At 68.9% G+C, this 25,699-nt stretch carries 19 protein-coding genes and 1 pseudogene; 14 read left to right on the top strand and 6 right to left on the bottom strand.

Annotated features, from left to right (window positions below; all coding sequences use genetic code 11):
• Nucleotides 1–104: 104 nt before the first annotated feature.
• The 10 genes from nirB to ACWGSK_RS03350 all read left to right on the top strand — a co-directional run bounded on the left by nirB (nucleotide 105) and on the right by ACWGSK_RS03350 (nucleotide 14,229).
• Entirely contained in the window at nucleotides 105–2,612 is a 2,508-nt protein-coding gene (gene nirB / locus ACWGSK_RS03395) for a nitrite reductase large subunit NirB (RefSeq protein ID WP_358504888.1), read from the top strand.
• On the top strand, nucleotides 2,609–2,971 hold the full coding sequence (nirD, locus tag ACWGSK_RS03390; RefSeq protein ID WP_358504885.1) for a nitrite reductase small subunit NirD: 363 nt from the start codon (nucleotides 2,609–2,611) through the stop codon (nucleotides 2,969–2,971). Before nirB ends, nirD begins: the two co-directional genes overlap by 4 nt.
• Entirely contained in the window at nucleotides 2,968–4,080 is a 1,113-nt protein-coding gene (locus ACWGSK_RS03385; protein ID WP_358504882.1) for a uroporphyrinogen-III synthase, read from the top strand. Before nirD ends, ACWGSK_RS03385 begins: the two co-directional genes overlap by 4 nt.
• A gap of 375 nt (nucleotides 4,081–4,455) precedes the next feature.
• Nucleotides 4,456–5,601: a dual specificity protein phosphatase family protein gene (locus ACWGSK_RS03380; protein WP_452455142.1), complete on the top strand. Its 1,146-nt coding sequence runs from the start codon at nucleotides 4,456–4,458 to the stop codon at nucleotides 5,599–5,601.
• 265 nt (nucleotides 5,602–5,866) lie between these two features.
• Nucleotides 5,867–6,613, top strand: a complete 747-nt coding sequence (locus tag ACWGSK_RS03375; RefSeq protein WP_358504876.1) for a septal ring lytic transglycosylase RlpA family protein — start codon at nucleotides 5,867–5,869, stop codon at nucleotides 6,611–6,613.
• 212 nt (nucleotides 6,614–6,825) lie between these two features.
• The gene (locus tag ACWGSK_RS03370; RefSeq protein ID WP_452455141.1) at nucleotides 6,826–10,395 is read left to right on the top strand and encodes a TM0106 family RecB-like putative nuclease; all 3,570 of its coding nucleotides are present in this window, start codon (nucleotides 6,826–6,828) and stop codon (nucleotides 10,393–10,395) included.
• Nucleotides 10,396–10,568: 173 nt separating this feature from the next.
• Nucleotides 10,569–10,892 (top strand): hypothetical protein, encoded by a 324-nt coding sequence (locus ACWGSK_RS03365; RefSeq protein WP_358504870.1) that lies wholly within the window; start codon nucleotides 10,569–10,571, stop codon nucleotides 10,890–10,892.
• Nucleotides 10,893–10,902: 10 nt separating this feature from the next.
• Nucleotides 10,903–11,436 (top strand): hypothetical protein, encoded by a 534-nt coding sequence (locus ACWGSK_RS03360; protein WP_452455140.1) that lies wholly within the window; start codon nucleotides 10,903–10,905, stop codon nucleotides 11,434–11,436.
• Between the two features lie 53 nt (nucleotides 11,437–11,489).
• Nucleotides 11,490–12,728, top strand: a complete 1,239-nt coding sequence (locus tag ACWGSK_RS03355; protein WP_358504866.1) for a site-specific integrase — start codon at nucleotides 11,490–11,492, stop codon at nucleotides 12,726–12,728.
• A 115-nt stretch (nucleotides 12,729–12,843) separates the two neighbouring features.
• Entirely contained in the window at nucleotides 12,844–14,229 is a 1,386-nt protein-coding gene (locus ACWGSK_RS03350) for a hypothetical protein (RefSeq protein ID WP_358504864.1), read from the top strand.
• A 78-nt stretch (nucleotides 14,230–14,307) separates the two neighbouring features.
• Here ACWGSK_RS03350 and ACWGSK_RS03345 read toward each other — a convergent pair whose 3' ends face one another.
• A complete protein-coding gene (locus tag ACWGSK_RS03345; protein ID WP_358504861.1) occupies nucleotides 14,308–14,847 on the bottom strand; it encodes a hypothetical protein in 540 nt (179 codons plus the stop codon).
• 211 nt (nucleotides 14,848–15,058) lie between these two features.
• A complete protein-coding gene (locus ACWGSK_RS03340; protein ID WP_452455139.1) occupies nucleotides 15,059–16,492 on the bottom strand; it encodes an amino acid permease in 1,434 nt (477 codons plus the stop codon).
• A gap of 233 nt (nucleotides 16,493–16,725) precedes the next feature.
• Here ACWGSK_RS03340 and ACWGSK_RS03335 point away from each other — a divergent pair.
• Nucleotides 16,726–16,920, top strand: a pseudogene (locus ACWGSK_RS03335) (LuxR C-terminal-related transcriptional regulator); the annotation flags it as partial.
• A 94-nt stretch (nucleotides 16,921–17,014) separates the two neighbouring features.
• Nucleotides 17,015–17,797 carry a class I SAM-dependent methyltransferase gene (locus ACWGSK_RS03330; protein ID WP_452455138.1) on the top strand — a complete coding sequence of 261 codons (783 nt, stop codon included), beginning with the start codon at nucleotides 17,015–17,017 and terminating at the stop codon, nucleotides 17,795–17,797.
• A 67-nt stretch (nucleotides 17,798–17,864) separates the two neighbouring features.
• Here the strand turns inward: ACWGSK_RS03330 and ACWGSK_RS03325 are convergent, their stop codons facing one another.
• From ACWGSK_RS03325 to ACWGSK_RS03315, 3 genes are read right to left on the bottom strand one after another with little or no spacing between them, the layout of a single operon-like run.
• Nucleotides 17,865–18,668, bottom strand: a complete 804-nt coding sequence (locus ACWGSK_RS03325) for an alpha/beta fold hydrolase (RefSeq protein WP_358504852.1) — start codon at nucleotides 18,666–18,668, stop codon at nucleotides 17,865–17,867.
• Nucleotides 18,669–18,682: 14 nt separating this feature from the next.
• A complete protein-coding gene (locus ACWGSK_RS03320) occupies nucleotides 18,683–19,504 on the bottom strand; it encodes an exodeoxyribonuclease III (RefSeq protein WP_358504849.1) in 822 nt (273 codons plus the stop codon).
• A gap of 30 nt (nucleotides 19,505–19,534) precedes the next feature.
• Entirely contained in the window at nucleotides 19,535–20,521 is a 987-nt protein-coding gene (locus ACWGSK_RS03315; protein WP_358504845.1) for a tyrosine-type recombinase/integrase, read from the bottom strand.
• A 139-nt stretch (nucleotides 20,522–20,660) separates the two neighbouring features.
• On the opposite strand from ACWGSK_RS03315, the gene ACWGSK_RS03310 reads away from it, so the two are divergent.
• Nucleotides 20,661–21,593: a phosphotransferase gene (locus ACWGSK_RS03310; RefSeq protein WP_452455137.1), complete on the top strand. Its 933-nt coding sequence runs from the start codon at nucleotides 20,661–20,663 to the stop codon at nucleotides 21,591–21,593.
• A 1,304-nt stretch (nucleotides 21,594–22,897) separates the two neighbouring features.
• Here ACWGSK_RS03310 and ACWGSK_RS03305 read toward each other — a convergent pair.
• On the bottom strand, nucleotides 22,898–23,911 hold the full coding sequence (locus tag ACWGSK_RS03305; RefSeq protein WP_358504839.1) for an acyltransferase domain-containing protein: 1,014 nt from the start codon (nucleotides 23,909–23,911) through the stop codon (nucleotides 22,898–22,900).
• A gap of 97 nt (nucleotides 23,912–24,008) precedes the next feature.
• On the opposite strand from ACWGSK_RS03305, the gene ACWGSK_RS03300 reads away from it, so the two are divergent.
• On the top strand, nucleotides 24,009–25,631 hold the full coding sequence (locus ACWGSK_RS03300) for an AMP-binding protein (RefSeq protein WP_452455136.1): 1,623 nt from the start codon (nucleotides 24,009–24,011) through the stop codon (nucleotides 25,629–25,631).
• Nucleotides 25,632–25,699: the final 68 nt, after the last annotated feature.

The raw sequence follows: 25,699 nt of genomic DNA, 5'->3' as shown, positions 1-25,699 counted from the left end.
GACAGCACAACGAAACACCCACGAAACCACCATCTGACCCCGGGGAAACACCCGACCGGTTGCCTGAAAAACACCTCCCACCCCGACCACGCAGGAGACCACCCGTGGAAGAACTCGTCGTCATCGGCAACGGCATGGTCGGCCACCGACTCATCGAAGCCCTCAACGACCGCGACCACGACCACCGATGGCGCATCACCGTCGTGGGCGAGGAACCCCACACCGCCTACGACCGTGTGGCCCTGTCCACCTACCTCGAAGGCGCCACCACCCAAGACCTGTCCCTGGGCCGAGTGAGCGGCCCCCACGTCCACGTACACGTCGACGAACGCGCCACCGCCATCGACCGCACCCAACGCACCATCACCACCCACACCGGCCGCACCCTGCCCTACGACCGCCTCGTCCTGGCCACCGGCTCCAGCCCCTTCGTGCCACCCATCCCCGGCCACGACCTACCCGGCTGCCACCTCTACCGCACCATCCAGGACCTGGACGACCTCACCACCGACGCCCAAGGCGCCCACACCGGCGTGGTCATCGGCGGCGGCCTCCTGGGCCTCGAAGCCGCCAACGCCCTTCGCCTACTGGGCCTTGAGGCCCACGTGATCGAACTGGCACCCCACCTGATGCCCACCCAAATCGACCAGGGAGCCGGAGCCCTCCTCCAACGCCTGATCACCGACCTGGGCGTGCACGTACACACCAACACCGCCACCACCGCCATCGAACCCGGACCCAACGGCCGCGCACAACGCCTCCTCCTGGACGACGGCACCCACCTGGACACCGACCTGGTCGTGTTCTCCGTCGGCATCCGCCCCCGCGACGAACTCGCCCGAGCCGCCGACCTGCGCCTGGGCCCACGCGGAGGCGTGGACATCGACCACACCTGCACCACCAGCGACCCCACCATCCACGCCATCGGCGAGGTCGCCCACCACAACGGCACCATCTACGGCCTCATCGCCCCCGGCAACGCCATGGCCGAAGTCCTCACCGACCGCCTCCTGGGCGGCGACGCCACCTTCACCGGCGCCGACACCTCCACCAAACTCAAACTCCTGGGCGTGGACGTGGCCAGCTTCGGCGACGCCCACGCCGGCGCACCCCAAGCCCTGGACGTGGTCGTCAACGACGCCGCCAAAGGCCGCTACGCCAAACTCGTCCTGTCCGACGACGCCACCACCCTGCTCGGCGGCATCCTGGTCGGCGACGCCTCCGCCTACGCCACCCTGCGCCCCCTGGTCGGACAACCCCTGCCCGGCGACCCACTGGCCCTGATCAGCCCCTCGGGCGAGACCGGCCCGGGCACCCACCAACTGCCCGACCACGCCCAGATCTGCTCCTGCAACGCCGTCACCAAAGCCCAGGTGTGCCAGGCCATCGACGACGGCGCCCAAGACGTGCCCGCGCTGAAGTCCCGCACCCGCGCCGGCACCAGCTGCGGCTCGTGCGTGCCCATGCTCAAGCAGATCCTGGCCCGCTCGGGCATCACCCAATCCAGCGCCCTGTGCGAACACTTCACCCACTCGCGCACCGAACTGTGGGAGATCGTCCGCTCCACCACCATCACCACCTTCTCCGAGCTCATCGCCACCCACGGCACCGGCCGCGGCTGCGACGTGTGCAAGCCCGCCATCGCCTCCATCCTGGCCTCCCAAGGCCACGGCCACATCCTCAACGGCGAACAGGCCACCCTGCAGGACACCAACGACCGCTACCTGGCCAACCTGCAACGCAACGGCAGCTACTCGGTGGTGCCACGCATCCCCGGCGGTGAGATCACCCCCGACAAACTCATCGTCATCGGCGAGGTCGCCCGCGACTTCGACCTCTACACCAAGATCACCGGCGGCCAACGCATCGACATGTTCGGCGCCCGCCTGGAACAACTCCCCGCCATCTGGACACGCCTGGTCCAGGCCGGTTTCGAGTCCGGACACGCCTACGGAAAGTCCCTGCGCACCGTCAAATCATGCGTGGGCACCACCTGGTGCCGCTACGGCGTCCAAGACTCGGTGGGCCTGGCCATCCGCCTGGAGGAGCGCTACCGGGGCCTGCGCTCACCCCACAAACTCAAGGCCGCCGTGTCCGGATGCGCCCGCGAATGCGCCGAAGCCCGCAGCAAGGACTTCGGGGTCATCGCCACCGACACCGGCTGGAACCTGTACGTGGGCGGCAACGGCGGCTTCACCCCCCACCACGCCGAACTGCTCGCCACCGACCTGGACACCCACACCCTCATCCGCCACATCGACCGGTTCCTGATGTTCTACGTCCGCACCGCCGACCGTCTCCAACGCACCGCCACCTGGATCCAGGCCATGGACGGCGGCCTGGACCACCTGCGCGCCGTCATCGTCGACGACCACCTGGGCATCGCCGCCGACCTGGAAGCGGCCATGGCCGACCACGTGGCCTCCTACACCGACGAATGGGCCGCCGTGCTCTCCGACCCCGACAAACTCGCCCGCTTCGTCTCCTTCACCAACGCCCCGCACACCCCCGACCCCACCATCGCCTTCACCACCACCCGCGACCAACCCGTCCCCACACCCACCCCCCTGGGCATGCCCACCCTCCCACCCACCAAGGAGACCACCCCATGACCACCCTGGCCCCACCACCGACCTGGATCGACGCCTGCCCCACCCACCACCTCGAAACCGAGATCGGCCTGGCCGTCCTGCTACCCGACCACCACCAAATCGCCCTGTTCCGCACCCACGACGGCCACCTGTACGCCGTGGACAACCTCGACCCCCACACCGGCGCCGCCGTCATCTCCCGCGGAATCGTCGGCGACCGCTCAGGCGAACCCACCATCGCCTCACCCATGCTCAAACACGTCTTCAGCCTGCGCACCGGCCAGGGCCTCGACAACGACAACATCCGCCTGTCCACCTGGCCCGTACGCCAACACCACGGCATGCTCCAAATCGGCACCACACCCCAAGGAACACCGTGAGCACCACCGCACCCCTGGCCGGGTTCACCGTCGCCGTGACCGCCGCACGCCGCACCGAGGAACTCACCGCCCTACTCCACCGCAAGGGCGCCCAGGTCATCGCCGCACCCACCCTGCGCATCGTCCCCTTGAGCGACGACCAACGCCTGGCCACGGTCTCCGAACAACTCACCCGCACCCCCGCCGACATCGTCGTGGCCACCACCGGCATCGGCTTTCGCGGATGGGTCGAGGCCTGCGAGACCTGGGGCACCGCCCAACCCCTGCTCCAGGCCATGCGCTCCTCACGCCTACTGGCACGCGGCCCCAAAGCCAAGGGCGCCATCCGCGCGGCCGGCCTCACCGAGGAATGGTCACCACCCTCGGAATCCTCCGCCGAGGTCCTGGACCACCTGCTGAACCTCGGTGTCCAAGGCCTGCGCGTGGCCGTCCAACTACACGGCCAACCCCTCCCGGACTTCACCGCCGCCCTACGCCTGGCCGGCGCCGAGGTCATCGAGGTCCCCGTCTACCGGTGGACCCCACCCGAACACACCGCACCCCTGGACCGCCTCATCGAGGCCATCACCACCGGGGGAGTGGACGCGGTCACCTTCACCAGCGCCCCCGCCGCAGCCGGCCTGCTCACCCACGCCCACACCACCCACACCGGCCCCGCCCTGGTGGGCGCCCTACGCCACCACGTCATGGCGATGTGCGTGGGACCGGTCACCGCACGCCCCCTCATGGCTTACGACATCCCCACCCTGTGGCCCGAACGCGCCCGCATCGGCGCCCAGGTCCGCACCCTGGCCCAGGCACTACCCGCCCGATTCCCCACCCTGACCATCGCCGGCCACCGACTGCGCCTGCGCGGCCACGCCGTCCTGGTCGACGGCACCGTCCACACCCTCTCGCCCACCCTGATGCGTCTCATGCGCGCCCTGGCCCACCACCCCGGACAGGTCCAAAGCCGCACCCACCTACTCACCTGCCTGGGCCAGGACGCCGACACCCACGCCGTCGAAACGGCCGTGGCCCGCCTGCGCACCGCCCTGGGCGACCCCAAGATCATCCAAACGGTCGTCAAACGCGGCTACCGCCTGGCCCTGGAAACCCACCCATGCTGAAACCCGCCCTCCTCCCGACCCTGGGCGCACGCGAGCTCCTTTGCGTCCGCCCGACCTTGGTCGCCGAACCTTTGGTGGCGCACGCCCACCTTGACCAAGCCGCCCGGGGCCACCGGCCTGTTCCATGGCCACCTCCCGGCCGCGCGCTCGAACGTGGCCCGCACACCCCCGTGCCCGGCCCCGGCCATCGTCCACCCCGCCGTGGACCGCCACCCCCAAGCCCTTCCCACCCCGCCCGAGCGCACCCGAGAGAGTCCCGCACAAGGAGTGGCCACAACCGGCAAGCCCCGATCGAGCGATCCCACCCCAGGGCACACACCCCAAGGGGCCGGCCCACCCGGACCGGCCCACCCCACCTCCGAAACGAGGACGGCCGTGCCCTCACCACCCGACCCCCGACGCGACCACCGACACCCCGAACCCGACCGTGCGGCCGGCGCCCTGCTGGGCCCCCTGGCCGCGGCCGCCATGGTGAGCACCCCACCCACCAAGGCCACCACCGACCCGACCCTGAACCACCTGATCCACACCGCCCTGCAAGGCGCACTCACCACCGCCGCCCCCACCGACCCTCCCCAAGACCCCACCGCCCGCGCCTGGGCCCACACCCTGCGCACCCTGGTCCGTACCGGGCACACCCCCGACCACCCCGGCGCCCTGGAACACACCCCCGACCACAACCCTTACGGCGCCTCCTGGCGGGCCCTGACCCACACCCCACTACCGGCGAACGCCCCCTCCCGCGGAACCTTCGCCTGCACCCATCTGGTCGACGCCATCACCGCCGCCCACCGCACCGGCGGCCACACCGCCGCCCTGTACACCGGCGCCCTGGCCGGAGCCCGCTGGGGCGCCTCGGCCCTACCCCTGCAAGCGATGCGCCACCTCAGCGAACACACCGACCCCCACACCCCCATCACCACCGCCCTCCAAGCGATCACCACCCACTCCGACCCCGCCCAATGGCCACAAGCCCCCCTGAACCAAGAGGACCGTCAACGCTTCACCCCCTTCGCCGTCCCCCACCCCCTGGACCCCCACGTACTACTGGGCAACCTGGCCCACCTACGCCGCCACCCCACCGCCACCGACGCCGTGGTCTCCCTGTGCCGCACCCACCCCCACGACGCACCCCACCTGCCCGGCCCCGACTGGGTACGCGTATGGCTGCACGATTCCCCAGGCGCCAACCCCAACCTGCACTACACCCTGGACCAGGCCGCCGCGGCCGTGGCCACCCTGCGCGCCGAAGGAAAAAGCGTCCTGGTGCACTGCTGGGCCGGAGCCTCCCGCACCCCCGCGGTGGCCGCCCGCTACGCCATCACCACCCTGGACGCACCACCCCTGCCCACCATGACCACCCTCATCACCGCCGTGGGCGGACACCTGGACAACCCCACCATGTCCCAGGCCGTGGCCCACCTCAGCGGCATCGACCTACCCGATCCCGCCCACACCCTCTTCAACGGACACCCACCCCCACGACGCCCCGACCTGCGCCCCCACACCACCCACCCCTGAAAACCCCCACCAGACCCTCTGCCCACATCGGTGAGAAGTTCCACAAACCTCCCCTTTCCGGTACCGTTACCCTCGCGTTACTCCTAAGCTCTGCGCTCAGACCCCGTGCAACGCCATTGACACCGGCGGCCCCACTCCACCCGTGCCGCCCCCACCCCCCGGGGGGCCCACGCGGGCAGGCGCACCACGCACCTGACCCTGACCGTGCCCCGCAAGCACCAGGAGAGGGCCCGCCCTGAACTGTTCCCGTTCGAAGGACTGCGTCGTGGGCAAACACCAGCCCCAGAACCCACCGGTGGACGACCACCTCGACGACGGCACGGCCACCTACGCCGACGCCTACACCCCAGCGGCCCCCGCGCCACTGGGCCCACGTCGAGCAGCCGCACGCTCACGCAAAAAGCGCGCCCTGATCGTGGCCTCGGCCGCCGGCCTGACCCTGGTCGTGGGCGGCGGCGCCGCGGCCGCCGTCATCTCCTCCGGCGCCGGCCCCGAAGAGGCCACCACCGCCGTGGGCGTCCCCCAGGCCCAACCCGACCCACTACAGGCCTCCACCGACGACGAAGAGGTCACCCCCGAACTACGCGAGCGCGCCGAAAACGCCCGCCAGGGGGCCACCCAATCCCAGTCGGCCGCCGGCACCACCATCGCCGAAGAACCCGAGCCCGAAGAGGAGGAAGAGCAGGACACCACCACCGAATCACCCTCCGAAGGCTCCGGCGAGGGCGGCACCTGCCAGGCCTCCTTCTACGGCGACGGCTTCCACGGCGCCACCACCGCCAACGGCGAAACCTTCGACACCAACGCCATGACGGCCGCACACAAGACCCTGCCCTTCGACACCATGGTCCAGGTCACCAACCCCGGCAACGGCAAATCGGTGACCGTGCGCATCAACGACCGCGGACCCTACATCGACGGACGCTGCCTGGACCTGTCCACGGCCGCCTTCGACGAGATCATCGGCACCGGCTCCGGAGTGGGCACCGTCTCCTGGCAGGTCGTCGGCTAAAACACCCACCACCCACACACACCAAAGGGGCGCCCGGGACCACATCCCGGGCGCCCCCATCCATGTCACCACCCACCCCACCCACCCCCGGCGGCGTACAATTCCCGCCCAGGGACCCCACCCCACCAGCGGGCGAACCCCACACGTCACCCCCACGTGACACAATCCCGCACCACCACGAACACCGAAACACACAAGGGGAGCGCAGGGCCTTGTTCCGCACCACCTCCGGATGGGTCATCTCACCCACCGACCTGGTCGACACCCTCGAATGCGACCACCGCACCACGCTCAAGAGCGCCCTGGCCGCCCACGTGCCCGGCGCACCCCGACCCGAACCCGTCGACGCCCTCATCGCCCAACACGGCCACGCCCACGAAAAGGCCGAACTCGACCGCCTACGCCAAGTCTTCGGCCAGGTCACCACCATCGCCGACCCCGAACCCGACGACCACGACCTGGCCCGCGCCGCCCACCAGACCGCCCAGGCCATGGCCGCCGGCGTCCCCGTCATCTACCAGGGCGTCTTCCACCACCGCCTCACCGATCGCGTCGCCTTCCACGGACGCGCCGACTTCCTCATCCGCTCCGACCTGGACACCACCACCGGCCGACCCCGCCCCGACCACACCGGTCAAAGCACCTACGAACCCTGGGACACCAAACTCGCCCGCCGCCCCGGCCCCGCCGCCATCGTCCAACTGGCCGCCTACGCCCAGGCCGTACCCCACCTGCACGGCCCCGCCCCCCACCACATGCACCTGCTCACCGGCGACGGACACACCCACACCCTGCCCACCGCCGACTTCACCCCCATCCTGACCACCATCACCACCCGCCTACTCGACCACCTGGCCACCGAACCCGCCCTGCCCACCCCCACCTGGGGACAACCCCGCCCCACCTGCGAGGGCTGCGGCTACAACACCTGGTGCTCCCAAGGACGCGTGGTGGCCCGCCACCTGTCCCTGGTCGCGGGCCTGCGCACCGACCAGGCCACCAAACTCACCGACGCCGGCCTGAACACCATCGACGCCCTGGCCGCCGCCACCGAAGACGACCGGCCCACCACCCTGCCCCGCCGCTCCTTCGACCAACTACGCGCCCAAGCCCTACTCCAAGTACGCCAGGACACCACCCGCACACCCACCGACCCCCAGGGCACCGTCACCGCCGAGGTCTTCTCACCCGAGGGACTGGCCACCCTGCCCGCACCGGCCCCCGGCGACCTCTTCTTCGACATGGAGGGCTACCCCTACCACTCCACCCAGGGCGGACGAGGCCTGGAATACCTCTTCGGCGCCACCACCGAAGACCCCCAGGGCAACGAGACCTTCCACGCCTTTTGGGCCCACGACCGCGCCCAGGAGAAAAAGGCCCTACAGGACTTCGTCGACTTCGCCCTGGCCCGTATCGACGCCGACCAGGGCGCCCACATCTACCACTACGCCTCCTACGAGGTGGACCGCCTCAAACACCTCAGCTCCGAGTACAACACCCACGAGGAGGAAGTCGACCGGCTCCTGCGCGAACACCGCCTCATCGACCTGTACACCGTGGTCCGCAAGAGCCTGCGCGTATCCCAACGCTCCTACTCCATCAAGTACCTCGAACCCCTCTACCTGGACACCACCCGCTCCGGCGACGTCAAAACCGCCGCCTCCAGCATCGACGCCTACGCCGCCTACCTCGCCGCCCGCCAAGAACACGACCCCGCCACCGCACAACGGGTCCTGGACGACATCGCCGCCTACAACCGCGACGACTGCCACTCCACCGCACGCCTACGCGACTGGCTCGAAGAACACCGCACCCACCAGGGCATCACCACCCGCCCCCTGATCCAGAGCGAACTCACCGAGGAAGAAGCCGAACGCGCCCGCAAAAGGGCCGAGAAGGCCGCCCGCCACGCCGCCCTGACCGGCCCCCTCCTGGAGGGGGTGTCCCAAGACCCCGACCAGCGCACCGAGGACGACCACCCCCGCGCCGCCCTGGCCGCCCTGGTCGGCTACTACCGGCGCGAGAACTCCCCGCCCTGGCGCGAACACTTCCAACGCCAAAGCGCACCCCTGCCGGAACTGGAGACCGACACCAACTGCGCCGTGCCCTGGCAGGTCCACGTGGGCGGATGGCAAGAGCCCACCGGCCGCCAAAAAACCGCACGCCGCGAAGTGACCATGCGCCTGGACCGCGCCCACCCCAACCCCTTCGGTGTCGGCGACAGCGTCCACCTACTGCACCCCGGAGCCCCCGGACAGGCCGCCACCACCCACCCCGCCAAGGTCCTGGCCGCCGAACCCGACTCCCTCGAACTGTTGGAGAGCGCCCCACCCGAGGACACCATCTCCGCCGCCCCCGTGGCCGCCCTGCCCGGATCGCCCATCGACCCCAAACCCAAGGACGGCGCCCTGGAAGGGGTCGCCCACACCGCCGCCCAAGAACTGCCCACCTGGCCCGCCCACCCCGGCCTGGACGCCCTACGCCGCATCCCCCCACGCCTGAACCCCCCGGGCCCCCTGCCACAACCCACCGGCGGCGGCGACCTCATCGACGCCGCCATCAGCGCCGTGGACCGCCTGGACCACTCCTACCTGGCCGTCCAAGGCCCACCCGGAGCCGGCAAAACCTACCTGGCCGCCCAACTCATCACCCACCTGATCAAACAAGGACGCAGCGTGGGCGTGTGCTCCACCGGCCACAAAGCCGTGGAGAACGTCATGTCCGCCGCCCTGCGCGCCGCCCGGGACCAAGGCCTGACCCTGGCCGCCGCCAAACGCCCCCGCGGCGGCAAGAAGGACCCCGACGCCCCCTGGTACCAACCCTCCAGCCAACAGGTCCTGGCCAACTGGCGCACCAAACACACCACCAAGGGCGAACCCGTCCTCATCGGCGGCACCGCCTGGGGCATGTCCGGCGCCGACACCATCGCCGACCCCCTGGACGTACTCATCATCGACGAGGCCGGACAATTCGCCCTGGCCGACACCTTGGCCGTGTCCGCCTCCGCCCACAACCTCGTCCTACTGGGCGACCCACAACAACTACCCCAGGTCGTCCAAGGCGTGCACACCGACGGCGCCGACGCCTCGGCCCTGCAACACCTGATGGCCGACCAGGCCATCATCGACCCCGCCCTGGGCTACTTCCTGGACCAGACCAGGCGCATGCACCCGGCCGTGTGCGCCCCCGTCTCCGCCCTGTCCTACCAAGGACGCCTCCAAGCCCACCCCACCACCACGACCCGCACCCTGGGCACCCTGCACCCCGGGGTGTACTCACAACCCATCACCCACACCGGCCGCACCACCCACAGCCCCGAAGAGATCGACGCGGTCCTCCAAGCCGCCCTGCGCCTGACCCACGAACACCTCACCACCGACCCCGAACAAGGACCACGCCCCCTGACCGGCACCGACATCCTGGTCGTGGCCCCCTACAACCTGCAGGTACGCGCCCTACGCCGCGCCCTGGCCCGAGCAGGCCAAGACCACCCCGCCCTGGAAGGGGTACGCGTGGGCACCGTCGACAAGTTCCAAGGCCAAGAGGCAGCAGCCGTCATCTGCTCCATGACCACCTCCAACGCCGCCCAGACCAGCCGCGGCCCCTCCTTCGTCCTGGACCGCAACCGACTCAACGTGGCCCTCTCCCGCGCCCAACTCCTCGCCCTGGTCATCCACTCACCCGACCTGCTCACCACCACCCCCCGCACCGTGGACGAACTACGCCTTTTGGCCTCCTTCACCGGCCTGGTCACCACCGCCCGACCCTGGCCGGCCCAGTGAGGCACACGCCCCTCCCAGGTTTCGGACACATCCCTGGTGGAGTACGTTTTAGATGGCACACCACGACCCCGGCTCACCCCCGTGACGGGTACCCGGTATGCCCGCGGGCCGCGACGCCGCGCGCCCCTGACCCGGACCACCACCCGCATTTGTCGAAAGGCCGAACGGCCCCCGTGTCTGAACGACCCTCCGCCCCCGAGGGCGGCCGCAACACCCGCCACCCCACCGGGATCCGCGTCGTCATCGCCATCCTGGCCCTGCTCGCCCTGACCCTTGGCCCCCTGGGATACCTGATGGGGCTGGACGCCCAAGCCCACGCCGGATCGGCCGCCGAATGGTTCACCCTGGCCTTCGGCGCCGCCGTCGGCCTGCCCTTCCTGGCCGCCGCCGTGGCCACCGTCGCCGGCGACCGCCGCGCCGCCCTGTGGTCCCTGGCCCTACTGGCCTGGCCGGTGGTGTTCGTGGTGGTCGTTCACCTGCTGGGCATGGCCGGGTAGGCTCCGGCCCGTGTCACCCAAGAAGCGCAAACGCCGCAAACCCCAGGAACAACCGGCCACCACCCCGACGGGGGAGGCCGAACAAGGACGCGTCCCCGCGGGCACCACACCCGAAAAACGCACCCTCAAACGCACCCCCGTGGTGGTGGGCTCCCCACCCGACCGGCGCCTCACCGCCCTGTGGGTGATCCTGTGGATCGCCTGGGCCCTGGGCACACCCCTGGCCCTGGCCGGACTGCTCTTCGCCGGGCTGGGCACGGACCCGGCCCCCGGCGACCCCCGCATGGACGACCCCGAAGCGGCCGCCCAACTGATGGCCGAACAACAACGCCAAGCCGTGCGCGCCATGGGCAACGCCCTGGTATGGCTACTGATCATGGCCTGGGGGATACCCGCACTGGGCACCACCCTGGCCCTGCTCACGCGCCGCAAGATGGCCGCCCTGTGCTTCGCCGTGGCCCTGGCCCTATCCCTGACCCTGCTGTTCCTGGTCTCCCCGCCCACCGAGATCTGGGACGCCCTGAGCGCCCACCTGTTCGGCTGAAACCCCTCCCACCCGGCCACGCCTGACACGACCCCGAACCACCACCGGCCACAATGGAACACGTGGACACCACCCAAGCACCCACCATCGACACCGACGGCGCACTCCCCGTCACCGTACGCAGCCGCCTGCGCCACCACGACCACGGCGTACTCGTGGACACCCGCGCCCTGGAACGCGTACGCGAACGCTTCGACGCCGACCAGGCCCACCTACTGGGCACCTTCCTGGCCGGCGCCCAATCCCCGGCCACCCTGCGCGCCTACCGCGCCGACTGGACCTCCTTTTGCGCCTGGTGCCTGGCCGAGGGCCGCACCTCCCTGCCCGCCGACCCCACCGACGTGGCCGTCTACCTGGCCGTGTGCGCCCGCGCCCGCACCCCCGACGACACCGACTGGGCCCTGGCCCCCTCCACCCTGGAGCGACGAGCCGCGGCCATCGCCGCCGTCCACGGCGCCCACGGCCTGGACTCACCCACCCGCGCCGAAGTCGTACGCATGACCCTGCGCGGCATCCGCCGCACCCGCAAAAGGCGCCCGCGCCGCAAGGCCCCCGTCATCCTGTCCACCCTGGAAGGGCTACTGGCCGCACGCCCGGCCGAGGGACACCCCGGGGGAGTGGCCCGACGCCGCGACGCCCTACTGCTCCTGACCGGGTTCGCCGGAGCACTGCGCCGCTCCGAACTGGCCGCGCTCACCTTCGACGACCTCACCCTGGCCACCGACCCCACCACCGGCGCCCCCACCGTGGTGGTGGCCCTGCACACCACCAAGACCGACCAAGAGGGCCGCAAACACCAACAGGTGGCCCTACCCCAAGGGCGGCGCCGCACCACCTGCTGCGTATGCGCGCTGACCGACTGGTCACACCTGGTGCGCGTGCACGCCACCCACGGCGCCCACGCCCTTCGCTCCCACCTGCAAGGGCTACAAGGCGCACCCGAGCCCACCGCCCACAGCTGCACCACCCTCGAAAAACTGGACCTGGCCGATGGCACCGGGCGCCCGCTGCTGCCCTCGGTGGACCGCCACGGCCGTATCGGTGAGCGCTCCATGTCCCCACGCGCCGTGGGCGACCTGGTCAAACGCTACGCCCAGCGCGCCGGACTGGATCCGGACGACTTCGGTGGGCACTCCCTGCGCGCCGGGTTCGCCACCCAGGCCGCCCTGAGCGGGGCCGCCGACCGCGAGATCATGCGCCAGGGCAGATGGACCAACCCGGCCACGGTGCACGACTACATCCGCACCGCCAACCCCCTGGACGACAACGCCGTCACCCGACTGGGGCTGTGAGGATCCCATCTCGAATCACCAACAAACCCACCAATAACACCCGAAATAGCCCGTTAACGTGCGATCCTTCCCTGATGAAACATTAGGTTGGTTGCGTGAGAAAGGGGACGTAGCCATGGTCGACGAGTTTCGCACCGCATTCCAAGAACTGATCGACGCATCCGTCGCCACAGACCCCCACCGCTTCCCACCGGCCGTCCACAAGGTCTACCTCCTGGCCTCCCAAATCCCCGCCTCCGAACGGGAACTGGCCCTGGAAGCCCTCACCCCCCTGCTCGCCGGCGAACACGCCGCCCCCGGAGTCCTGGCCGACCTGGCCGTCGTCGCCGGCGCCCTGGTCGAAATGGACACCGACCCCGGCCCCGCCGGCATCGAAATCCTCCACCTACTGCGCACCATGGGCAACGGCGCCGTCGCCTTCCTGGACGCCTGGGACCGCACCGGCGGCGGCACCCCACCCGACCCCGACCACGTCACCGCCGACGCCGAAGCACGCGTGGCCGCACACCTGGGCAACGACGCCCCCGCCGCCACCATGTGCTGGTGGACCAGCCGCCGCCTGGGCCTGGCCGGCAAAACCATGCTCAGCCACCCCGAGGTACGCTCCCACCTGCGCCGCGACCCCATCCTGCACGTCCAACTGGTGGCCATCACCAACCAGCTCAGCGACCAACTCTACGAATTCGACGAGGTGCGCACCCTGCTGCGCATGGCAGAGGCCACCTCCGCCCTGATCATGGACCGCGCCTCACACCGGGCCTTCCGTGTCCTCTTCGACGGCATCGGCGACAACTTCCAACTCCACACCCTGCTCGCCGCCGCCCTCATCGGCCCCAACGCCCAAGGCCTGGCGGGAACACCCCCCGACCCGCGCTGGGCCGCCGCCTACCGCTCCGCGGAGACCGACCCCCAAGCCCAAACCGTGTGGGGCTGGTGGAACCTGGTGGCCCACGACGGCTCCTGGGTGTGGAACGAGGGCCTACCCGCGGAGATCCCCAGGATCGACGGCGAACACGTCATCATCTTGGACGAACAGCCCTACCCCCGCTCCTGGAACGCCGAACGTCGCCACCCCCAGGTGAGCGGCTGGCTGGAAGTGGACTCCGAACTGGAGCCCGAGGAGGCACTCCTGTGGTGGAAGCGCGTCGCCCCGGCCGAGACCCTGCCCTCACACACCCCTGATCAGGGTGAACCACCCCTGCCCCAACCACTCGTGCTGGAACCCGACACCGAATCCGCCGGTCGGGTGCGCGGCTTCGTGCCCCCACCCCAGGTCACCGACACGCCCACGCCCGAGCCCCAGGACGTGCAGGCCGACCAGGACGAGCGAGCGGGCCAAGACCCCGAGCCGGCCCCGACCGACGTCGAAGCAGACCCCGAACCCGAACCCGAGGCGCCCCGGCCCGCGCCCGAGCCCCAGCGCCCCACCACCGGACCGGACCTGCCACCACTACCGCCCGGAGTCTCCCACTCCAAGGGGTGGGGACCCACCTGGCGCTGAGAGGACCCGCGGCCCCCGCACCCGAGAAGATCGGATGCGAGGGCCGCAAGAATCGTGGGGCGGGGGCCAGGACTCCTCTCAGTCGTCCTCCAGGCGGTGCCGAGGCTCATGCACGGCCGCGACCGGCTCCGAACGCAGCGCACTGCGCCGATCGGAGCGACCCTCACCGTCCTCATAGAGCCCCTCGAAGTACTCCTCCTTGCTGAGACCGTCCTCATCCGAGCGCACCCAGCGACCGCCCACGAACAACGGGGCGAACAACACCAGCGCCAAGGGGACGAACACGCCCAAGGGCAGCAGCGCCAAGGCGCCCTCACTGCCCGGAACCACGGGCAAACGCTCCACCAGGTGCGGGCGCACCAGGGAGAGCACGCTCAACCCGGCCAACACCAGGGCCGCACCGAAGGGCAACATCGGGGTCAAACGCGGGGGCACGGCCACCAGGGCCAGCAGGAGCCCCACGCCCACCAACCCGGCCAGAGCGACCGGTCCGGTGCCCGACAGCACACTCAGGTCGGCGGCGTACAGGCCCCGCAGATGCGCGAAGGCCCAGCCGCACACCAGCAGCAGGACCGGGCCCAAAATAAGGCCCGACAGGAAGCCGACGAAATGTCGCACGGGGGTGCTCCTCTCAGGGGTTGGCAGCACGATAGCGACAAAAACCGACCAAGGCACCCTCGCCCCCCACCCGGACAAACCACCCACCCCGCCGTCAAAGACCCCTCACCAGCGACGACACCCCCCACCCCTGGCCCCACAACAACGGTGGCGTCCCACCCCCAAGGGCAGAACGCCACCACAACCGAACAATCACCCACCGTGAGCGCGATCACTCCGGCTCAGAGGACTCACCCCCGCTCGAACCGGGCCCCGCACGAGACACCGAACCCGGACCCACGAGCGCGTCCAACTCCTCCGGCCCCGCCCGACCCGGCACACCCAACACCCGACGACTGGGCTCAGGACCCAACCGACGACGCACCTCATACACCAACACCGCGACCACGACCGCACCCACCGACGCCCACAACGCCTGACGGTGCTCGGGCAACGCCGCCATGGACACGAAGACCGCCCCCAACCCCAACAACGTCGCCCACGTCAGATACGGAAAACCCCACATCCGCAACGTCAACCGCTCAGGAGCGTTACGACGCACCCGAGCACCCAACACCAACTGCGAAGCACAGATCACCAAGAACAACACCAACAGGATCGCCCCGATGGAGGCCACCAAGAACCCGAACACCCGACCCGGGAACAAATAGTCGGCCACCACCGCCGCATACCCCACCACGGTGCCCAACAGAATCGCCCGCACCGGAACCCCACGCCGATTGGTGCCACGCAACACACGCGGCGCGTCCCCCTGACGAGTGAGCGTGAACAACATCCGCGAAGAGGTGTACATCGCCGCGTTGAGCACACTCAACACCGCGATCAGCACCACGACCTCCATGATCAACGCCGCACCCGGAACACCCACGGTCTCCATGACCACCACGAACGGACTACGGTCCAACTCCGTGGAATTCCACGGCACCACCATCACCACCACCACGATGGAGGCCACATAGAACAGACCGATCCGCCAGAGCACATTGGTGATCGCCGAGGCCACCCCACGCTCGGGCTCATCACTCTCCCCGGCCGCCACCGTGATGATCTCCACCCCACCAAAGGCGAACAACACCACCACCGTGGCACCCAGAACCGCGACCCACCCATTGGGAGCGAACCCACCGATCTGCCACAGGTTGGCCACCGACGACCCACCCGAGCCACTCCACAACCCCAACGCGTACAACCCGCCCACCAACAAGAACGCCACAATCGTGGCGACCTTGACCAGCGAGAACAACGACTCGGTCTCAGCGAACACCTTCACCGAGATCAGGTTGGCCACCGTCATGGCCAACAACACCACCAGCGCCAACGCCCAACCGGGCACATCCACCCATTGCCCAAGGATCGTGGCACCGGCCACCGACTCCGCGGCCACCAACACCGCGTACATCCACCAGTACACCCACCCGATGGTGAACCCCGCCCGCGGACCGAACGCCAACCGCGCATAGTCGGAAAAAGACCCACCCGCCGGCACCGCCACGACCATCTCGCCCAACGCGCGCAAGGTCAAGAACACCAAAGCCCCGGCCAACGCATAGGACAAGATCGCCGCCGGACCCGCGGTCTGGATCACCGCACCCGAACCGATGAACAGCCCGGCCCCCACCGAACCGCCGATCGCGATCAAAGCCATGTGCCGGCGGCGAAGCGAATGCGCCAGCCCCGACCCGTCCTCGTCCTGTGTCGTCTCTCGCGACGATCTCTCACTGCCTCTCACACGCCCCACCATAGGACGAAAGGATCACCACCCTTCCCCCAAACCCCGCGCCCAACGACCAACGAACCCACCACCACGATCCCGTCTCCCCCAAGAGGGAGGCGCACACCCGCCCCCTGTGCAACCATCCCCACCATGGGCCACCTCACCGCGCCGCTTCGACCCTCACCCTCATCGCACAAGGCCTCACCAACACCGAAATCGCCGCACACCCGTACCTGGGCCTACAAACCATCAAAACCCACGTGTCCAACACCCTGACCGAACTCGGCGTACGCGACCGCGCCCAAGCCGTCATCGCCGCCTACGACTCCGGCCTCATCCAACCCGCCCGACCCACCTGAGAACACGACACACCCCACACCACCACCAACAGAAAGTAACAACACTGCTACGTTCAGCACTCAAAAGGGCAGCACATCACCGGGGGAGACCACCATGACCACACCAGCGGCCATCGACCTCGACCTCATCACCCACCTGTACCGAACACACCACCACGACCTGTCCCGCGTACGCGACCAACTACGCCACCACCACCAACAGGCCGACCCCACCATGACCCCCCAACTCGACGACCTCGAAGCAGAGATCACCTACCTGCTCCTACGCCACCACCGCCCCGCCAACGTCGTAGAGATCGGCACCTACTACGGCTGGTCCACCACCTGGATCCTGTCCGCCCTACGCGACAACGGCACCGGGCACCTGCACTCCTTCGACATCGTCGACCACGCCACCCGCCACGTACCCCAAGACCTGACCCAAGACCGCTGGACCTTCACCCAAGGCGACGTACGCGCCAAGATCACCCACATGCCCGCCCGCACCGACTACCTGTTCCTGGACGCCGCACACAACGGCTGGTTCGCCCGCTGGTACATCCACCACCTACTGCCCACCCTGCCCGCCCACATCCCCATCAGCGTCCACGACGTCTTCCACCAGCGCTACGCCCTGCCCTTCACCGAAGGCGCCGTCGTCCTCAAATGGCTCGCCGACAACACCACCGACTACTTCACCGCCTCGGCCGCCCGCGCACCCCACCACCACCGGGCCCTGAGCGACCTCAAAGACGAACTCGACCTGCACACCCCTGTACACGAGTCCACCCACAACCCCATGATCTTCTTCCGCCTACCCGAGCGCCCAAGGCCCGCGGCCCTGTTCAGCCCACCACGCCAACGCACCTCCAACGACGACCCCGCCCACCGCACCTGAACACACAAAAGAACGGGGGAGTGGACCCACCCGGGCCCACACCCCCGCACCCCCGCGCCCCCACACCTCACATCCCGTCGGACTCCAGCTCCGCGCGCTCCTGCTCGGCCTGCGCCCGAGCACGCTCCTCGGTGCCCGCCTCCACCACCGAACGCCCCTGCCCGACCGAGACCACATCGGCCGCATCTCCCACGATCCGCGAGAAATTCACCGGCTGATCCAAACTCACCATGTGACCGGCCCGCGGAACATTCACCAACCGCCCATCACCACAAGCATCAAAGAACTGCTTCTCATGGATCCGGAAATGATCACGCGCCCCATTGATCAACCACACCGGACCCTCATAAGCACGCAACGCCGCGATCGCGTCCATATCAGAGATCTCATCGATCACCGCCGTGGCCGCCTCCACCGCCAACCCACCATCCAACACCGCATCGACCGCACCATCACGCAACGTCAACCGATGAAAACGCTCATTGAGCGTGGCCCCCTTATCGGGCAACCGATCCATCAACGCCGCCGGAATCCGATACACCTGCGCAAGCGACTGCGCCGGCTTGGCCGTGCAACTGGCCGCCACCAACCCCGCCACCCGACCCGGCCCCAGCACCCCCGCCGTGGCGATCGAAACGAACCCACCCAAACTCAAACCCACCAACAAGGCACCACCACCCACCTCATCGATGGCCTCCGAAACGGTGTCCACCGCACGCCCCAGCGAGAACTCCTCACCCCGCCGCGACCCGTGCCCGGGCAGATCCGGTGCCACCACCGTGCGCCCTTGCGCACGCAACAACTCCAACTGCGGCCGCCACATACTCGACGACAACCGCAACCCGTGCACCAACACGATCGGCACACCCATCACCGAACCCCCCTTCATCCCCGTACCGCGTAACGCACCGTCACCGGCGCGTGATCGGACCAACGCTCCTCACGCGAGGGATAACGCTCCACCACACCCTCACGTGCCCCACCCGCCAAACCCGGCGTGGCCACCTGAAGATCGATCCGCCACCCGGTGTCATTGTCAAAGGCCCGACCCCGATACGACCACCACGAATACGGGCCCTCCTGGTCAGGGAAGAACGAACGCACAACGTCCACATACCCCGCCTCATCGAAAACCCGCGACAACCAAGCACGCTCCTGCGGCAAGAACCCAGAATTCTTCCGATTCCCCCGCCAATTCTTCAAATCCGCCTCAGTGTGCGCGATATTCCAATCCCCGCACACCACCAACCCACGCCCCGACGCCTCGACCTCCGCACGCCGCTCCACCAAAAAGGGCAGGAACATCTCCATGAAACGCTCCTTCTCCTCCTGACGCGGCGTACCCACCTCACCCGAGGGCAGATACAAACTCGCCACCGTCACCGAACCGAAATCAGCCTCCACATACCGGCCCGCGTCCTCGAACTCCGTGCCCGGAAAACCCACCCGCACCGCATCGGGCACCACCCGCGAATAGATCGCCACCCCCGCACGACCCTTGGCCACCGCAGGACACAACACCACATGCCACCCATCCGGCTCCACCACATGAGCCGGCAACTGATCGGCCTCGGCACGCGTCTCCTGCAAACACACCACGTCCGCCTCCGTGGCCCCCAACCACGACACGAACCCAGGATCCTTCCTGGAGGCCGCACGCAACCCGTTCACGTTCACACTGGACACAACAAAACTCGACTCGTTCACGCCCAACAGAGTAGCCACCACGCCACCCCCTCAAGCCCCCTCCTGAGCCAACCTCCGCAACACCCCATAGGTGCGATTGGACCCGGCGGCCTCCCGCTGAGCCCTGGACGTCACCTCGATATAGGCCTGCGACGACGTCACCGACGCATGCCCCAACAAATGCATGATCTCGGTGACCGAGGCCCCGTCCTCGGCCAACCTCGTAGCGAACGTGTGCCGCAACGCGTGCACCAACGTCCCCCGCGCCACCCGATCATGCACACCCGCATGCCGATAACACTGCTTCACCAAGTACTGCAACCCACCCCGACGCAACCCCTGGCCCCGGTTGTCCACCAACAACGCGTCCGACCCCCGCACCGGACCATCGAACCGCGCCCGCCGCGAAACCAAATACGCCTCCAACAACGCCTCCAACGGCACCTCGATCGGCAACACCCGCTCCCCACCCCCCTTGCCCACCACCCGAATCCGCCGCTCCCCAGGGCGCCCACCCAACGACTCCACCCGAAGCGACAACATCTCCGCCGACCGCATCCCCGTCAACAACGCCAACGCCAACACCGCCAGATCCCGCTCCGGCCACGGATCCCGCGCCCGACGCGCACCCCGCGCCAACGCCTCCAACAACCGCTCCGGGGTGTCCTCACCCATCAACGGCTTGGGAGTCGAAGGACGCACCCGCGGCCGCGGCACCGCCGACATCGGATTACCCGCCACCACCTGCTCGGCCACCCAGAACGAAAAGAACCCGTTCCACGTCGACCACGCCCGCAACACACTCGAAGCCGCCCGCTCCTCGGCGAAATCCGCGAACGCCTCCCGCAACACCTGCGAGGTCAACGACCCCAACACCACCCCATCGACACCACACCCCAACACCCGCGCCGCACACCCCGACACCGCCACCAGATCCCGCCGGTAGGCCGCCACCGTGTGCGGCGAGGGCTTGGCGGCCCGCCGCGCCACCAAATACCGCTCGATCGCCTGCTCCACCAACACAGCATCGCCACTCATACCCCACATCCTGCCCGCTTCGGCACGGGTGTGCGCGCACCACCCACCCCGAACGGCGAGGGCCCCCGATCCCCTTCCACACCGGGGGAGCGTCGCACACCCACGGCCCCCGAACACAGGAACTAACCTGATCCCCACCATGACCACAAAGACCACCTACGCCCAATGGGGCCACCACCACACCCGCCCCCTCGGCCAAGGCATGGAAGGCACCGTCCACCACCTGGGCCCGGGCCCCCTGGGCGACGACCTCATCGCCAAGGCCTGGCACACCCGCACCAGCACCGACCTGCTGCCCCTCCAAGCCTTCTACGACGAACTCGCCGCCCAACACCCACCCTTCGCCACCCCCCGTATCCTCCACATCCGCCACCACCACGACACCACCATCACCATCGAACCCCACCTGAGGGGAACCGCCCTGGACACCCTGCTCACCCAAGGCACCCTCACCCACGCCCAAGCCCAGGACACCTTCACCGACGTCCTGGCCGCCCTGGCCCGCACACACGCCGGAGCCGCCACCCGGGCCCTACCGGTCCTGGACGAGACCCGCCCCCTGTGGGAGGGCCACACCATGTGGGGACAGGCCCTGGCCGCCCTGGTCCAACGCCGCACCAGGCGCTTCGCCCCCTCCCTGCGCGCCGCCCTTCCCGACCTGGACACCCTGCTGGGCGCACTGACCCAACGCCTGCACCGCGTCCCCGACCCACCCGCGCGCATCGTGCACGGCGACCTGTGCCCGCCCAACATCCTGGCCACCCCCCAAGGCGAGCCCACCGCGGTACTGGACTGGGGTTTTCACACCACGGCGGGCGATCCGCTGTTCGACACCGCCACCGCCGCCGGGTTCTACGACATGTACGGGCCCCGAGCCCGCGAGTTCGACCAGACCCTGTTGGCCCGATGGGTGGGGGAGTCGGGCATCGAGCGCGAGCGCGCGCTGGTGTATCGGGCCGCCTATGGGCTGGCGGGCGCCAACGCCTATTCGGATCGGGGCGAGGACGGCCACTTCGCCTGGTGTGTACGTACGTTCGAACACCCTCAGGTGCGTGCCGCCCTGGGACTGTGAGCGCCGGCGCCGGGGGAGCGGGAGCGTGTGTTCACCCGACCTGAACTGCGCATTCAGTCGAAATACGGACGGACGCCGGCTCTTGGGCCGCCGAGGCGGGGGAGAAGGGGCGATGGTTCGTGCCTACGCGAGGAAGCCGGACCCCATCAGTCAGGCGCACATCTGTTCGAAAGCACGGGGGCAGAGAGGAGTGGCGCAAGCACCTGCCCGGCCACAAGGCAAGAGGGGGCGTGCACTACCTGCCATGCCTCTTCGTCACTCGCACGCTAAAACGGTCATGTGTCGCCAAAACACCTCAAAATGATGCATAACACCGTTTATGCATGAAACATGGAGATATCGCCCAGCGAGAGTGGTCGCTCGGAAACACCCACCACCGGCCCGAGCCGCGAACGGGGAGACCCACGGCCCCGAGTGCTCACCCGTGCCGGCGAGGGCGCGGTCGGGGCCGCAGCGCACGAACACCCAGGCCACTCCGGGTGAGCATCAGGACGCAAGCCGCCGACGACCCTTGCGCGACCCACACACCGGACAACGCCGTCGTCCACAGGCCACAGACCAACGACCTGCCCGAACACCCACACGTGCGCCAGGCTCGAACTCGCAGGCATCACGCTCGGCCACCAGGCACACACAGCGCCCCGAATCGACGATCACCCGACAACGCCCCTCGACGCCGGCCCGAGCTCGCCGACCCGTGGACGACCCACCGCGCTCAGCACCACACACCAGCCCGCCACAAGACCCACCTCGACGGACGCACAGCCGGCCCACGCCGCGTTCCCTCACACCCACACAGACACAAGAACCCCTTCCCCACAGGCCTCCCCAAAACGCCGATAATGCACATTATGTCAAGTTGAATGGTCGCGGGCCTCCCCACGACCACCGACACACACCCACCTCGGCGCCCAAACCCCATCACCCGACCCGACAACAACGCCCGCCCCGGCCCGACCACTCGCTCCGAAAGCTCCAGCACGCCCAGCTCCGGCAGCATCCTCCCGTCAGCGCCCTCGGCATCGGAGGTACCGGTGGACAACACCCGGACGAACCCCTCCGCGCACAACAAAGCCCCCACCTTCCGCCACACAGCCCTCCCACCGAGACGGCCACATCCAACATCCCTAAGGACCACACCCCACAGGACCCACCCCGCACCCGAGTCGAAGAACCCCACCAGGGAACCGACCACCCGCCCAGGGCTCCCATCATTGGCGGCGGCAAAATGCCCCGACCCACAACCCCCAAGCACAAAGAAAAAAGGGGGCCACCCACACCAGGCGACCCCCACACCACACACCTCACGGCAACGGCAACCAGCCCGTGCACACCCTCAAACCCTCACCCGACTCCAACCGCTCCACCACCGCCCGATCCAACCGGGTCCGCCGCGGCGCCGCCCCCACATCCACCCGCGCCATCCCGAACACGAACCGGAACACATCCCCCTCACCCGGAGACCCCTCACCCACCAACGTGAACCTGCGCTGGAACCGCACGATGTTGGACCCCTCCCCCAACACCTCACCCCAATAAGGATCCAACAACCACGACGTACACGTGGCCACCACCGGATCCATCCCCAAATGCTCCCGAGCGAACCCACGCGCACGCGCCAACGCCCCATCCACCGAAACCGGATCCAACCCACCCGTGGGGATGTGCAACCGCAACACCGGATCGCCCACACCCATCCCCGGACCCGACCCCGCCGCCTCCTGCGGCGAATACCACGTCACCGGCCCCTGATCACCCAAACGAGCCGGCTCCAACTGCAACCCGCCCACCCAATACAACCGACCCCGGAACTGCGCCGCCACCCACGCCGCCGTCTCCACACTCAAACGCCCGAACAACCACCGCGACCGGGCCACCTGCACACCCACATCCGCCAACGTCGCCACCGTCACCGACTCCTCGATCCCCAACGAGGCATGCCGGGCGAACTGCTCGGGCACCATCGCGGCGAACGCCACCAGCGACGCCATCCGCACCCGCGCGTCCTCCACCTCCACCAACTTCGGCCAAGGACGCCACTCCCCCATCGGCAGATCCCGATCGGCCCACAATCGCCGACACATCAAATCCACCAAGTACCACAACTCCGGCGGCCAACCGCCATCACCCTCACCCGGCCACAGGTCCGCCACCTCCACACGATCGGCCTCGGCCAAAGCGAACAACTCCCACACCCGCTCCGCCCCAGCACCCACCGGCACACTCAACCCCGCACCCGGCAACGCCTCAGCCTGCGCCAACCACCCCCGAACATCCTCACCCAAACCGAAACGTTCCACCACAAGAGCACTGTCCATGACCACATCCTGCACCCACCCACCAGTGAGACGCGACCCACAGATGCACATAGTGTTGAAACACCACCCACCACCCGAAGAACAAGGAACACCACCGATGTCGGACCCGGCGCAACTCCTACGCGACTGGATCGCCACCTACCACACCCCCACCACGTCGGTGGCCCACCTCCTCTGCGAACGCCACAACCCCCACACCACCGCCACCACCGAAATCGGCCCCACCCTGGAGGCCACCACCCTCACCTTCGGCGAACTCCACCAACGCTCCACCGCCCTGGCCGCCGGCCTGGCCACCCTCGACATCAACCCCGGCGACCGCATCGCCACCCTCATGCCCAAAGGCATCGACCTGACCATCACCGCCCTGGCCACCTGGCGCCTAGGAGCGGTCCTGGTCCCCCTCCTGTCCTCCCTGGCCCCCCACGCCATCACCCAACGCCTCACCGACTCAGGCGCCCACCTGGTCATCTGCCAAGACGAATACCGCACCAAACTCGACCCCGGCCCCCACCACCCCACACCCCCCACCTGGCACATCGCCACCACCGGCACCCACCCCCTACGCCCCGGCGACCACACCCTCACCACCCTCACCACCCACCCCAACCCCACACCACCCCCACCCACCACCACCGCCGACACCACCCTGGCCCTGCTCTACGTCTCCAACCTCATCGGCCCACCCCGCGGCGCCCGCGTCCCCGTCCGCGCCCTGGCCGCCATGCACGCCTACCACCACCACGGACTCGGCCTCACCGACCACGACACCTACTGGAACACCGCCGACCCCGGCTCCGCCTACGGCCTCTACCACGGCCTCATCTCACCCCTACTCGCCGGCCACAACTCCCTGGCCCTACGAGCAGGCTTCTTCGACCCCGAACTCACCCTCGACGTCCTCGGCCTACACCAAGTCACCAACTTCGCCTCAGACCCCACCACCTACCGCACCCTGCGCGCAGCCACCAAAGCCCTGCCACCCGAGATCATCGTCCAAAACCTGGCCAGCGCCGGCGAACCCCTCGCCCCCGACGTCATCGACTGGGCCACCGACCTCTTCGGCGTCCCCATCCGCGACCACTACGGACAAACCGAACTCGGCTGGTGCGCCGGCATCCCCAACGACCCCGAACTACCCGAACACACCCACCACCTACCCCCAGGCGCCATCGGACCCGCCCTACCCGGCTGGAACATCCACGTCCTGGACCCCATCGACGACCAACCCGCACCCGCCGGCGTCTTCGGACGCATCGCCATCCACCACCCCACCAGCCCCCTGGACTGGTTCGAGGGCTACCACGGCTACGACAACACCATCGACATCCGCCACAACCCCGAGCACACCCACCACCTCACCGGCGACACCGGCATCATCGACCGCCAAGGCAACCTCCACTTCAACACCCGCGACGACGGCGCCATCATCACCCGCAGCTACCGCATCGGCCCCACCGAAGTCGAAGCCGTCCTGACCACCCACCCGGCCGTGGACGAAGTCGGCGTCTACGCCATCCCCGACGACATCGCCGGACACCTCGTCGGCGCCCGCATCGTCCTGCGACCCCACACCCACCCCACCCCCGAACTCGCCGACGAACTACGCGACTGGGTCGCCACCCACTTCGCCCCCCACGCCACACCCCACAAAATCGACTTCGTCAACGAACTCCCCCGCACCGCCTCAGGCAAAATGCGCCGCTCCCACCTACGCTGACACCCCCACCCTCACACCCCGGCCACCACCCCGACCGGGGCCACACCCATACCCAAAACCCACCCGAC

The sequence above is a fragment of the Nocardiopsis sp. NPDC055551 genome (genome assembly GCF_053619415.1).
This window is presented reverse-complemented; position numbering and strand designations above follow the sequence as displayed.

Excerpts from the sequence above, each read along its gene's own strand:
- nirD (WP_358504885.1), top strand. The coding sequence starts at position 2,609 with ATGACCACCCTGGCCCCACCACCGACCTGGATCGACGCCTGCCCCACC.
- ACWGSK_RS03355 (WP_358504866.1), top strand. The coding sequence starts at position 11,490 with ATGGAACACGTGGACACCACCCAAGCACCCACCATCGACACCGACGGC.
- ACWGSK_RS03350 (WP_358504864.1), top strand. The coding sequence starts at position 12,844 with ATGGTCGACGAGTTTCGCACCGCATTCCAAGAACTGATCGACGCATCC.
- ACWGSK_RS03340 (WP_452455139.1), bottom strand. The coding sequence starts at position 16,492 with ATGGCTTTGATCGCGATCGGCGGTTCGGTGGGGGCCGGGCTGTTCATC.
- ACWGSK_RS03330 (WP_452455138.1), top strand. The coding sequence starts at position 17,015 with ATGACCACACCAGCGGCCATCGACCTCGACCTCATCACCCACCTGTAC.
- ACWGSK_RS03325 (WP_358504852.1), bottom strand. The coding sequence starts at position 18,668 with ATGGGTGTGCCGATCGTGTTGGTGCACGGGTTGCGGTTGTCGTCGAGT.
- ACWGSK_RS03315 (WP_358504845.1), bottom strand. The coding sequence starts at position 20,521 with ATGAGTGGCGATGCTGTGTTGGTGGAGCAGGCGATCGAGCGGTATTTG.
- ACWGSK_RS03310 (WP_452455137.1), top strand. The coding sequence starts at position 20,661 with ATGACCACAAAGACCACCTACGCCCAATGGGGCCACCACCACACCCGC.
- ACWGSK_RS03305 (WP_358504839.1), bottom strand. The coding sequence starts at position 23,911 with ATGGACAGTGCTCTTGTGGTGGAACGTTTCGGTTTGGGTGAGGATGTT.
- ACWGSK_RS03300 (WP_452455136.1), top strand. The coding sequence starts at position 24,009 with ATGTCGGACCCGGCGCAACTCCTACGCGACTGGATCGCCACCTACCAC.